This window comes from Williamsia sp. Y853 (assembly GCF_056786495.1).
The window spans coordinates 236,084-248,420 of record NZ_JBXCJC010000002.1 but is presented as its reverse complement, the minus strand read 5'-3'; the positions used below and the strand labels follow the sequence as shown (position 1 = coordinate 248,420).

10 protein-coding genes are annotated in these 12,337 nt (G+C 65.7%); 7 read left to right on the top strand and 3 right to left on the bottom strand.

What is annotated here, in order from left to right:
* Nucleotides 1–20 precede the first annotated feature (20 nt).
* The 3 genes from AC1TPF_RS13130 (at nucleotide 21) to guaA (ending at nucleotide 4,674) form a co-directional block, all read left to right on the top strand.
* Nucleotides 21–1,163 (top strand): GuaB3 family IMP dehydrogenase-related protein, encoded by a 1,143-nt coding sequence (locus AC1TPF_RS13130; RefSeq protein ID WP_482138347.1) that lies wholly within the window; start codon nucleotides 21–23, stop codon nucleotides 1,161–1,163.
* 64 nt (nucleotides 1,164–1,227) lie between these two features.
* Nucleotides 1,228–3,030 (top strand): GMC family oxidoreductase N-terminal domain-containing protein, encoded by a 1,803-nt coding sequence (locus AC1TPF_RS13125; protein WP_482138349.1) that lies wholly within the window; start codon nucleotides 1,228–1,230, stop codon nucleotides 3,028–3,030.
* A gap of 51 nt (nucleotides 3,031–3,081) precedes the next feature.
* The gene (gene guaA / locus AC1TPF_RS13120; protein ID WP_482138351.1) at nucleotides 3,082–4,674 is read left to right on the top strand and encodes a glutamine-hydrolyzing GMP synthase; all 1,593 of its coding nucleotides are present in this window, start codon (nucleotides 3,082–3,084) and stop codon (nucleotides 4,672–4,674) included.
* Nucleotides 4,675–4,726: 52 nt separating this feature from the next.
* Here guaA and AC1TPF_RS13115 read toward each other — a convergent pair whose 3' ends face one another.
* Nucleotides 4,727–4,945, bottom strand: a complete 219-nt coding sequence (locus AC1TPF_RS13115) for a hypothetical protein (protein WP_482138353.1) — start codon at nucleotides 4,943–4,945, stop codon at nucleotides 4,727–4,729.
* Complete coding sequence (locus AC1TPF_RS13110) at nucleotides 4,938–6,287, bottom strand: PspC domain-containing protein (protein WP_482144325.1); 1,350 nt, start codon at nucleotides 6,285–6,287, stop codon at nucleotides 4,938–4,940. The genes AC1TPF_RS13115 and AC1TPF_RS13110 overlap by 8 nt, the downstream gene beginning before the upstream one ends.
* 123 nt (nucleotides 6,288–6,410) lie before the next feature.
* Between AC1TPF_RS13110 and AC1TPF_RS13105 the strand changes: the two genes are divergently transcribed.
* Together AC1TPF_RS13105 and AC1TPF_RS13100 are read left to right on the top strand one after the other, a co-directional pair.
* Entirely contained in the window at nucleotides 6,411–7,652 is a 1,242-nt protein-coding gene (locus AC1TPF_RS13105) for an ATP-binding protein (protein WP_482138357.1), read from the top strand.
* The gene (locus tag AC1TPF_RS13100; protein WP_482138359.1) at nucleotides 7,652–8,323 is read left to right on the top strand and encodes a response regulator; all 672 of its coding nucleotides are present in this window, start codon (nucleotides 7,652–7,654) and stop codon (nucleotides 8,321–8,323) included. Before AC1TPF_RS13105 ends, AC1TPF_RS13100 begins: the two co-directional genes overlap by 1 nt.
* A gap of 48 nt (nucleotides 8,324–8,371) precedes the next feature.
* Here AC1TPF_RS13100 and AC1TPF_RS13095 read toward each other — a convergent pair whose 3' ends face one another.
* Complete coding sequence (locus tag AC1TPF_RS13095) at nucleotides 8,372–9,604, bottom strand: serine/threonine-protein kinase (protein ID WP_482144323.1); 1,233 nt, start codon at nucleotides 9,602–9,604, stop codon at nucleotides 8,372–8,374.
* Between the two features lie 236 nt (nucleotides 9,605–9,840).
* Here AC1TPF_RS13095 and AC1TPF_RS13090 point away from each other — a divergent pair, with 236 nt between their 5' ends.
* Together AC1TPF_RS13090 and AC1TPF_RS13085 are read left to right on the top strand one after the other, a co-directional pair.
* Complete coding sequence (locus AC1TPF_RS13090; RefSeq protein WP_482144321.1) at nucleotides 9,841–10,695, top strand: hypothetical protein; 855 nt, start codon at nucleotides 9,841–9,843, stop codon at nucleotides 10,693–10,695.
* Complete coding sequence (locus AC1TPF_RS13085) at nucleotides 10,696–12,276, top strand: DNA polymerase Y family protein (RefSeq protein ID WP_482138363.1); 1,581 nt, start codon at nucleotides 10,696–10,698, stop codon at nucleotides 12,274–12,276.
* Nucleotides 12,277–12,337: the final 61 nt, after the last annotated feature.

The window sequence follows — 12,337 nt, the reverse complement described above, 5'->3', positions numbered from 1 at the left end:
GGCAACGAAAGGCACAACACGTGCGCGATCATGTGGACATCGGCATGGGCAGGACTGCCCGGCGGACATTCGAACTCAGTGACATCAACATCGTTCCGTCCCGCCGGACACGTTCGTCCAAAGAGGTGTCGACCGCCTGGCAGCTCGACGCATACCGTTTCGACACGCCGATCCTGAGTCATCCGACGGACGCGCTGGTCTCGCCGCAGGTGGCCATCGAGCTGGGTCGTCTCGGCGGCCTCGGTGTGCTCAACGGTGAAGGACTATGGGCGCGGCACCGCGACGTCGAAGACAAGATCGCCCAGGTTGTCGAGATCGCAGAGAACGAGATCGATCCGTCGGCCGCGGTTCGCAAGCTGCAGGAACTGCATGCCGCGCCGATCGATCGGGATCTGCTGGGTCAGGCCGTCAAGACGATCCGCGACGCCGGTGTGACCACCGCGGTCCGGGTCAGTCCGCAGAACGCGGCCGAATTGACCCCGGTGCTGGTGGCGGCCGGAGTCGAATTGCTGGTCATCCACGGCACGATCATCTCCGCCGAACATGTCTCACAAGAGGATTCGGCACCCCTGAACCTCAAGACGTTCATCTCCGAGCTCGATGTCCCGGTGATCGCGGGCGGTGTGCACGACCACCGCACCGCGCTGCACCTGATGCGAACCGGGGCTGCCGCGGTCATCGTCGGATACGGATCGACCATGGGATCGACCACCACCAGTGAAGTGCTTGGCATGGGTGTGCCGATGGCAACGGCGATCGCGGACGCCGCTGCGGCGCGGCGCGACTACCTCGACGAAACCGGTGGGCGCTACGTCCACGTCATCGCCGACGGCGACATCAACACTTCCGGTGAGCTCGCGAAGGCAATCGCCTGTGGCGCCGACGCCGCGGTTCTGGGCAGTCCGTTGGCTGCGGCGGCGCAGGCGCCCGGTCGTGGTTACTACTGGCCGGCCGCGGCGGCGCATCCGTCGATGCCGCGTGGCGCGCTCTTGCCGGTGGCCTCCGACGAGGGACGTCCATCCCTCGAGACCGTCCTGCACGGTCCGACGGACGATCCATTCGGTCACCTGAACATCGTTGGCGCACTTCGTCGTTCGATGGCCAAGTCCGGCTACTCGACTCTCAAGGAGTTCCAGAAGGTCGGGCTCTCGGTCTGCGACTGAGTGCCGGGATCGGCCGAAGGTCGAGTCACCGCCGCAGCGTTATGTGACAAGGTACGATGTCACGATGTCTGTATCGCGCGGTAACGGTAACTCGCAGCCAGAGAAGCCTGACGCCCGCCGCGACCACGATTTTGATGTTCTGATCATCGGATCGGGGTTCGGCGGGAGCGTCAGTGCGTTGCGGCTGGTCGAAAAGGGCTACAAGGTCGGCGTTGTCGAGGCCGGACGTCGTTTTTCCGACGAGCAGTTCGCCAAGACGAGCTGGCGGCTGCACAAATGGTTGTGGGCTCCCAAGCTCGGGATGTTCGGGATCCAGCGGATCCATCTGCTCAAAGACGTGATGATCCTGGCTGGCGCCGGGGTGGGCGGCGGGTCGTTGAACTACGCGAACACCCTCTACAAACCGCCGTCACCGTTTTTCGCCGATGCGCAGTGGGCGCACATCACCGACTGGGAGAGTGAACTCTCTCCGTATTACGAGCAGGCCCGTCGCATGCTCGGTGTGGTGACCACTCCGATCGAGACCCATGCCGACCGGGTGATGCGCAAGGTCGCCGAGGAGATGGGTGTGGCCGACACGTTCGGCCCGACGCCCGTCGGGGTGTTCTTCGGTGAAAAGTCCGGTGGCACAGGACGTCCCGGTGAGGACGTGGCAGATCCCTATTTCGGTGGTGTCGGTCCGGACCGTACCGTGTGTACCGAATGCGGTGCCTGTATGACGGGCTGCCGGGTGGGTGCGAAGAACACCTTGCTCAAGAATTATCTTGGTCTGGCCGAGTCCCACGGGGCCAAGATCATCGACCGCACCACGGTGACCGGACTTTCGCAGCGCCGCGATGGTGGCTGGGATGTGCAGACCGGTCGGTCGGCCGCATGGGGCCGGTTGGGCGCGCGCCGCCGGACCCTGACCGCCGGTCAGGTCATCGTTGCCGCCGGTACGTTCAATACGCAGAAGATCATGCACCTTGGCAAGAACAGCGGTGCGCTGCCGGACGTGTCGGATGCGCTCGGGCTGTTGACCCGGACCAACTCCGAGTCGATCCTGGGTGCGATGCGTCGCACATACGATCCGGCACAGGACTTCTCCGAGGGTATCGCGATCACCTCATCCTTCCATCCGGCGCCGGACACGCATATCGAACCGGTGCGGTATGGCAAGGGCTCCAACGCGATTGCTCTGTTGCAGACCATGTTGACCGACGGTGAGCCGGGGCGTTCGCGACGCCTCAAACTGATCGACAAGATTCGTCAGGAAGGACTGGGCAGTCTGATCCAGTTGTTCAAACTGCGGCACTGGAGTCAGCGGACGGTCATCCTGCTGGTGATGCAGAACCGGAACAACTCGCTGACCACCTTTGTGCAGAAGTTCGGGCCGTGGCGCTTCGTGAACAGCAAGCAGGGCCACGGTGAACCCAACCCGACATGGATCCCGGCTGGTAACGAGGCGACGGAACGGGCGGCGGCGCAGTTCGAGGACGGACTTGCGGGCGGAACCTGGGGTGATGTGTTCAACATGCCGCTGACCGCCCACTATCTGGGTGGATGTGTCATCTCGGACACTCCTGAGAACGGTGTTGTCGATCCATATCACCGGGTCTGGAACTATCCGACCCTGCACATCACCGACGGCGCGGCCATCTCGGCGAACCTCGGTGTGAACCCGTCGTTGTCGATCTGCGCGCAGGCCGAACGGGCTGTCGCGTTGTGGCCCAACAAGGGTGAGGTGGACATCCGGCCCGAGCAGGGTCAGCCCTATGTCCAGGTTGTGCCGACCCGGCCCAACTCGCCCGTGGTGCCAGAAGGTGCGCCCGGAGCGCTGCGGCTTCCGCTGACCGTTGTGACGAAGCCCATGCAGGCCGGTGCCTAGGATCGTCTCCCCACGGTCGGAACACAACTGCGACGCGTTTAGACTGGTCCGGTGGCAAACAGCGTAGATACAGGTGTGCAATCAGCGGCCCCGCGTCCGGTACTGGTGGTCGACTTCGGCGCCCAGTACGCGCAGTTGATCGCTCGGCGGGTCCGTGAGGCCCGGATCTATTCAGAGGTGATCCCGCATACTGCGAGCCTCGATGAGATCAAAGCGAAAAACCCTGTTGCACTGGTTCTTTCAGGTGGTCCGGCGTCGGTGTACGCCGAAGACGCGCCGGGGATCGATGGTGGCCTGTTCGAGCTCGGGATACCCGTGCTCGGTATCTGTTACGGATACCAGGCGATGGCCAACGCCCTGGGCGGTGTGGTCGCCAACACCGGTGGCCGCGAATTCGGTCGCACGACGATGACCACGGCAGGCGGTGTTCTCCATGGGGGAACCCCCGATGAGCAGCCGGTCTGGATGAGTCACAACGACGCCGTTCAGGAGCCGCCGCCCGGATTCGTGGTCACCGCGTCGACACCCGGTGCGCCGGTCGCCGCCTTCGAATGTGTGGAGCGCCAGATGGCCGGCGTCCAGTACCACCCCGAGGTCATGCACACGCCGCATGGCCAGCACGTGCTCACCCGGTTCCTGTACGAGGTCGCCGGACTGGAGCCGACATGGACCGCATCGAACATCGCCGATTCCCTGGTGGAGCAGGTCCGCAAGCAGATCGGCGGCGGTCTGGCGATTTGCGGTCTGTCCGGTGGCGTCGACTCGGCTGTGGCCGCGGCATTGGTCCAGCGGGCCGTCGGTGACCGACTGACCTGCGTCTTCGTCGACCATGGGCTGCTGCGCGCCGGCGAGCGTGAACAGGTCCAGCACGACTTCGTCGCTGCCACGGGCGCCCGTCTGGTCACCGTCGATGCCGAAGAGACCTTCCTTCGTGAACTCGCCGACGTCAGCGATCCCGAGACCAAGCGCAAGATCATCGGACGGGAGTTCATCCGGTCGTTCGAAGGAGCGGTCAGCGATGTCCTCGGTGACCGTGCCGCCGACGGCGACAAGGTCGAGTTCCTCGTCCAGGGGACGCTGTACCCGGACGTCGTCGAATCCGGTGGTGGCAGCGGTACCGCGAACATCAAGAGCCATCACAACGTCGGTGGGCTCCCGGAAGACCTCGAGTTCAGTCTTGTCGAGCCGCTCCGCCTGCTGTTCAAGGATGAGGTGCGTGCGGTCGGTCGCGAGCTGGGTCTTCCTGAGGAGATCGTTGCGCGCCAACCCTTCCCGGGACCGGGACTGGCCATCCGCATCGTCGGAGCCGTCAACGCAGAGCGACTCGAGTTGCTGCGCAAGGCCGATCTCATCGCCCGCGAGGAACTGACCACGGCCGGACTCGACAACCAGATCTGGCAGTGCCCGGTCGTGTTGCTCGCCGATGTCCGCAGCGTGGGTGTGCAGGGCGACGGCCGTACCTACGGTCATCCGATCGTGCTGCGCCCGGTGTCGAGTGAAGACGCGATGACCGCCGACTGGACCCGTGTTCCTTATGAGGTCCTCGAACTCATCTCGACTCGCATCACCAACGAGGTGCCTGAGGTGAACCGGGTGGTTCTCGACGTGACGAGCAAGCCGCCGGGCACCATCGAGTGGGAGTGATCGCCGGACCTCGTTTCTGAGGTTTGGCCACCGAGCGGTTGTCCGGCTGCGGTCACTCCGCCGGTTCGGTGTCCTTCTTGTCGTGTTGTCCGCTCTTGTCCGGCCGTCCGCCACTGAAGATCAGTGCGAATCCGACCAGGACGGCAACGGCCAACGTGCTCCACAGCGCGGTGCCCGAATTGGTGATGTCCGGGCCGCCGAGAAGTCCCCAGATCGCCACCAGGAGAGCTCCGATACCGCTCAGGGCGAGTGTTGGAGAGAACTTATCCACGGGTGACCTCCACGTTTCCGAGTGACGCGCTCAGGTCGAGGGTCAGGACGGGACCTTCGGTGCCGTCCCGTCCGCCGTCCAGACCGTCGGGGCACTTGACCTCACCGACCGCGACATCGCAGTCGGCGCGGATGTTCATGTCGCGCGGAGCGATGACCGTGAACTCCCCGGCACCGACCTCGGCGGTCACGGTCTTGTCTTCGGTGAGTTCGATGTTCCGCAGATCGAGGGTGCCGTTGCCCATGGACAGAGAGTAGTTGTCCCGCAGGTCTGCGGTGGTCAGCGGCTTCCAGTCACGGTCACCGACCCCTCCGGACGGGAATTCGATGCCATTGATCAACGACGCGACCACAACAAAGCCGGCGACCGGGATGGCAACGGTGACCAGTCCGAAGCCGCGTCGGCGGAATGCGCCGACCAGTATTCCGGCCGCCAGTACCAGCAACCCCACCGAAGCGATCTTGGCCGGACTGAGCCAGTCCACGGAACTGGAGATGCCTGCGGTCACCGCGGTCGCGATGATCGCGATGCCGAGCACGATCGGGGTGTATCGCGAGGTCGACTTCTTCTCGTGCTTCGGCGGTGCGGGCTCGGGGAGATCCCAGGCAAAAGGTGCAACGCCCAACGGATCCCACGCAGGCGGGGACGGCAGCGGGGCGTCGGCCGCGACCGCATCGTCGTTCACGGGGTCGGTGCTGCTTTTTGAGGTGGTCGGTGGTTCGTCTTTGAGCCAGGCCCGCGGGGTCCAGCGCTGGAACTGGTCCGCCGGGTCGGTGACGCTGTCGGAACCGACACCGCTGTGCCACCACGAGCCGGCCGCAGCGGCGGGTTGACCGTCGGGTTGCACACTGCCGGACCCTCGTCCGAGGGTGTCGGCGCTGGTCCCCGGCACAGGTACCGGGGTCCGCTGATAGAGGAGCCACCAGCCGAGCAGCATGAGTGCTGTACCGGCCAGACCGCCCCCGCTCCAGGTGAGATTGGGTTGCAGGACAAGGACAACGACCACCAGGACGACGATCGCGACGACGGTGGGTGGATGCGATGACGAGTGCCCGAAACCATGCCACCGGCGTCCGTGATGCTGGGCGGTCGGTGGTGTGGTCGACGAACCTTCGGGCAATACGATCCACGCGACGATGTAGAGCACCAACCCGGACCCGCCGAACAGGGCTGCAACGATGAACGCGACCTTCACCAGGGTCGGATCGACCTTGTAGCGGGCACCGATGCCTGCGCACACGCCACCGATCGTGGAACCGTCGGTGGCCCGGGCAGGCCGGGTCTGCCACATCTTCCGAATCTGCTGCTGCAAGTCGTCGGTACTCGGCGTGCTGGTACTCATGCTTCTATTCTGCGGAGACCGAGGTCCGCGCACCATCGGGATTCACCCTGATTTGCACCCTGTCTTCACATCTGGGGAATGTCCCCGATGTGGCGGACGGCCACGGCATGCCAGTATCGACTGATGTCCACTGTTGTCCCACGTGTTCGCCGCCGTGATGGGGGCCGTGTCATCGGTGGAGTCGCCGGAGGCGTGGCCGATCACCTCGGTGTCGACGCATTTCGGGTACGGGTTGTGTTCGTGGTGCTCAGTGCATTGGCCGGTGCCGGAATATGCGCATATGGCCTGCTCTGGTTCATGTGCCCGCCGGGTACCGACACCGTGCCACCCACGAAGGCCGAACGCAGACAAGGGATCGGGCTGGCGATCGTCGGCGTCGTCGCGGTGGTGCTGGTCGGGTTCGTCGCCTCCGGCACCCCGGCACAGTTCCTGATCCCGCTGGTGGTGGTTGCCATCGGCGCATCCCTGGTCTGGCGCGAACTCGACTCGAGCTGGCGGCCACGGTCGCGGTCGGCGCGTGCGCTCACGTGGACCCGGATCGCCGGTGGCGCAACGCTGGTGGTGATCGGACTGGTGGTGGTCGTGCTGGCCAGCAACAACATGATCGGTGGCTGGAGCACCATCCTGCTGGCGGTCGCGGCCACGGTCATGGGCGTGATGCTGTTGACCATCCCGCTGTGGTTGCGGATGGCGCGCATGCTCGGAATGGAACGCGCAGCTCGGATCCGCAACATCGAACGCGAGGAAATCGCAGCGCACCTGCATGATTCGGTGTTGCAGACGCTGGCATTGATCCAGAAGCGTTCGGCCCACGCCGAGGAGGTGCAGCGGCTGGCCCGGAGCCAGGAGAGAGAGCTGCGCAGCTACCTGTTCGGAGAGGTTGACAGACATGGTGATTCGCTGACCGCAGCCATCAAGTCCGTTGTCGCCGAGGTGGAGGACCACTACGGGGTGGAGGTCGAGGTGGTGACCGTCGGCGACGTCACCGCAGATGATCCGGAATGGAGTACCGACACGCGCCGGTGGGCTGCGCTGATCGCGGCCACCCGGGAGGCTGTGGTGAACGCCGCCAAGCATTCCGGGCAACGATCGGTTGATGTGTACGCGGAGGTCGACGCCGGGCAGATCGTGGTCTACGTCCGCGATCGCGGCGTGGGCTTCGACCCCGACGAGGTGCCCGAAGATCGTCGCGGAGTGTCGGGTTCGATCAAGGGCCGCGTGATCCGGCACGGCGGTAGCGTTGACATCAAGTCGGTGCCGGGCAAAGGCGTCGACGTTCGGATGGCGATGCCGCGTGCTGAGCGCGGCGGTGAACCGCAGGTGGACAACGGTGGGCAGACGCCGGGGGATGGGGACCAGAAGTGATGACCGGGCGAAGCGGACCGTACCGCGTGTTCTTGGTGGACGATCACGGTGTCTTTCGCTCCGGTGTCCGGGCCGAACTCGCGTCCGAGGCGGATGTTCAGGTGGTCGGTGAGGCGGGATCTGTGCCGGATGCGATTTCCGGGATTCTGCAGTCGGCACCAGATGTGGTGTTGCTCGACGTCCACATGCCGGCAGGCGGTGGGATCGCGGTACTCCGCGGCGTCGCCGATGCCGCGCCGAAAAATCCGCCGGTGTTCTTGGCGCTCAGTGTTTCCGACGCCGCCGAGGACGTGATCGCCACCATCCGGGCGGGCGCCCGCGGGTATGTCACCAAGACCATCGACGGCGCCGAGCTGGCCGAGTCGGTGCGGCGGGTCGCCGATGGTGATGCGGTGTTCAGTCCCCGTCTTGCCGGGTTCGTGCTCGATTCGTTCACCGGTCGTTCGCCGGTACCGGAACCGCAACTCGATCCCGAGCTCGATTCGCTGACACCACGTGAGATGGAGGTGCTGCGGCTGTTGGCCCGCGGTTTCACCTATCGCGAGATAGCCGAGGACCTGGTGATCTCGATCAAGACCGTGGAAACGCATGCCTCGAATGTGCTGCGCAAAACCCAGCAGTCGAATCGCAACGCGCTCACCCGCTGGGCCGTGAACCGGCACATCCACTGACGTCAGCGCACCAGGCTTCAGCGCACCAGGCTTCAGCGTACGAGGGCTTCAGCGCACTAGGGCGATGATGGTGATTGCGATGGCGGCCAGCAGCACGAACACCAGGAACACCGCAGCGGCCAGCCCGAGGTGACGTTGCGGTGGTTGCTGATTCTGCGGTTGCGCAGCAGCCCAGGACACCGGATAGGCCGAGCCGGAGATCTGGGTGGTCTGCGACGGATCGGCGCGTGCAGGCGGCGGTGTCCGCTCGGCTGTGGGTTGAGGGTTCGTCCGCGGCGCGGTGTTGGTCTGTGGAGCGGGGCCCGGAACACCGGTGGCTGCCGGGAGACCCGATTCGGTGGTGGTGGGTATCCGCCGGGTAGGAGCGCGATGGGGGGTGGCCGGTTTGCGCTCGAGAGGTGTGGTGAGGATCTGTGCGGTGTTGCTGTTCTCGCCTGCTGCGATCTGGACGAGTCGGTCGCGGATCTGGGCCATGGTCGGGCGCCGCGCCGGGCTGGGTTCGAGCATCGCCAGCAGAGCGCCTTCGAGGGCGCCGGATCGTTTCGGCGGGATGATCTCGCCACGGGCGACGCGGTGTAGCAACACGAGCGAATTCTCGTCGACGCCAAAGGGCGGTTGGCCCTCGACGGACGTATAGAGGGTGGAACCCAGGGAGTAGACGTCGGAGGCCTCGCTGGGATCCTCGCCCCTGGCCACTTCGGGGGCGAAGTACGCCGGGGTTCCGGTGACCACCCCGGTCTGGGTGAGTGCGGCGTCGTCCTTGGACCGGGAGATCCCGAAGTCGGTGAGCTTGACCAGTCCGGCGTTGCGTCCTTCGGCGATCAGGATGTTGCCGGGTTTGATGTCGCGGTGCAGGATGCCCGCGGCGTGCGCCTCGACCATGGCGTCGGCGATCTGGGCGCCGATCTGTGCCACCTGGTCGACCGGCAGGGTGCCGGACTGGTGCAGGATCTCGGCCACGCTGCGCGAAGGGAGGTATTCCATGACCAGCCACGGCTCGCCGGAGTCGACGGCGACGTCGTGCATGGCGATGGCATTGCGGTGGCTGAGGCGGGCGGCGATCCGGCCTTCCCGCATCGCCCGCTGCCGCATCTCGGCTGCCGAATCCTCGGTCATCCCGGCGACCGAGAGCACCTGCTTGACGGCGACCTGGCGGTCGAGGAGGGTGTCGTGCGCCAGCCAGACCGCGCCCATCCCGCCGCCACCGATCCTCGAACGCAGGCGGTATCGCCCGGCGACGAGGTAGTCGGGGCCGGGAACGCGATAAGAGGGGGCGCTCACGGCATTGACCTTAGTGGACACCGGAGCGCGTGCGGTTGCTGTATCGCTCTGTGCGACTCGCCCCGGCATTTCGGGGCCGACTCGCCGTCCGTGTTGACGCTTGTCGGAGGGCTGACCTACGCTCGTAGATATCGAAAACATGTTCGATTGTTCATGTTGGTTCTGACGGTGGTCCACCTTCCCTGTGCCGCTTCCTCGCCTCGGGTGAGGAGTGATGTGGAGGTGTGATGCAGGCGATGGAAACGGCATCGGCGATGGCGACGGACATGGCAACGGACGCGGTGCCGAGTAGGGCGCAGAAGCTGGAGATGTTGCGGCAGACCCTTGCTGCTGCCACCACTCGGTCACGACCGGAATCCGTTGTGCCGCAGCGTCAGATGGCCGCCGTGCGGTCCGTTGATGAAAAGTATTCTGAGCGCGATCGGCTGCCGGTTCCGCCGGCGTTCGAACGGGTGTTGCCGCCGTCTGGGCTGGCTCGGGGCACGGTGTTGGTGCTGGAAGGAGCGCGATCACCGTTGCTGTCGTTGATAGCCCAGGTGAGTGCTGATGGGGGCCACGTGGCGGTGATCGGGCAGCCGCAGTTGGGGCTGTTGGCGGCGGTGGAGATGGGTGCGGATCTGTCCCGCATCGCGGTGATCCCAGACCCGGGTCCTGACCCGGTGGAGATCGCGGCGGTGCTGCTGGACGGGCTTGACCTGGTGGTTGTCGGGCTCGGTGGGATCAGTGTGCCGCCCTCCCGTAGCCGGGTGGTGATGGCTCGGGCCCGCAGTAAAGGCGCGGTCTTGGTGGTCACCGACGGCCAGTGGTCGGGGGCGCATGTGAAAGTGCAGTCCCGGGTGTGTGACTACCGGCATCAACCGTCGGGGTTTGGACAGTCCGCGCTCCGGCGCGGGCACGGTCGGCTCGGTGGGGTGTCACTGATGGTGCGTTCGCGGGGCCGGGGATTTGCCGGCGCCACCACCAGGCTGGATGTGATGCACCGCGACAACCGTGTTCAGTTGGTGGATTCGCGCACCGACATCGACGGTGTGTCCGATGATGCTGTGGCACAAGACTTTTATGAATCCGGAACACTCAAGGTGGCGCTGTAGATGAGTGGGCGGAGCTTTGGGGTCTGGTGCCCGGATTGGCCGGCGGTGGCTGCGGCAGCGGAGGCCGACATCTCGCCGGAGCGACCGGTGGCGGTGTTGCAGTCGGGGCGGGTTGTCGCCTGTTCGGCCTCGGCGCGCGGCGCCGGGGTGCGCAGGGAGATGCGCAAGCGCGATGCGCAGGCCCGTTGTCCGCAGTTGGTGATCGCCGATGCGGATACCGGGCGCGATGCGCGCCTGTTCGAGCCGGTGGTGGCAGCGGTTGCCGAATTGATCCCGGTGGTCGAGGTGTTGCGGCCGGGGTTGATGGTGTTGCCTGCCCGCGGGGTGGCCCGCTATTTCGGGAGTGAGGAGATTGCCGCCGAGAAGCTGACGGATGTGGTGTCGGCCTGCGGTGTCGAATCGCAGGTCGGGGTGGCCGATGAACTGTTCACCGCGATCATCGCCGCCCGTCGTGGGCTGGTGATCCCACCCGGGCAGGGTGCGCAGTTCCTGGCGCCGCTACGTATCTCGGAGCTGGCTGTGGAGCCGAGTATGTGCGCCGATGATCGGGTTGCCCTTGTCGACCTGTTGTGGCGGATGGGTTTACGCACCATCGGTGACTTTGCGGCATTGTCGGCGACCGACGTGGCAACCCGGTTCGCGGCCGATGCGATCTACGCCCACCGCACCGCGCGGGCCCTGCCCCAACGCCCCGCCTCGGGGCAGGCGCCGCCACCGGACCTGGTGGTCGAGCATCAGTGTGATCCGCCGATCGACCGGGTGGATGCGGCCGCCTTCGTCGGGCGCAGGCTCTCTGCCCAGCTCCATGATCTGTTGGCGGCGGCGTCGGTGGCCTGTACCCGGCTGACCGTCCAGGCGGTCACCGACAGTGGTCGTGAGTATTCGCGTACCTGGCGATGTGCGCAGCCGCTGACACCGGATGCCACGGCCGACCGGATCCGCTGGCAGGTGGAGGGATGGCTCTCCGGGCGCAGTGCCGCCGATCGTCCGGACGGTCCGGTTGTGCTGATCCGGTTGGATCCGGTGGAGGTGATCGGCGCGGGGGCAATGCAATTGGGATTCACCGGTGGTGGTCTGACCGGGGGTGACGGCGAGGTGACCGAGCGGGTGCGCCGGGCGCTGGTCCGGGTGCAGGGTCTGCTCGGTGGTGAGCGGGTCAAGGTCCCGGTGCGCAGTGGTGGTCGGGGTCCGGGGCAGCAGATCACGCTGGTGCCGCTTGGTGATGAATTGGTGGCGGCATCGGATCCGTCGGCGCCGTGGCCGGGCCGACTGCCGGGGCCCTCCCCGGCGATCCTGCCGATGGCACCGGTCCGGGTGCTGGACGCAGAAGATCAACCCGTCGAGGTCACGGCCCGCGGTGGCTTCAGTGCCGAACCGGTCAGTCTGTGCTGGGGTCGTCGGACCTGGTCGCTGAGCTGGTGGGCCGGGCCGTGGGCGGTCGACGAACGGTGGTGGTCCGCTGCCGACGACGGATCGCATGTCGGGTCGTATGCGAGAGCTCAAGTCTTGCTGGAAGATTCGCGAGCGTTGTTGCTGCTGTATCAGCAGGGCAAGTGGGTGGTTGAGGGAGTATATGAATAGGAGACGATACGCGGGGCCACCGGAGCAATGCGGTGTTTGGTTCACCCTGATGACAATGCTT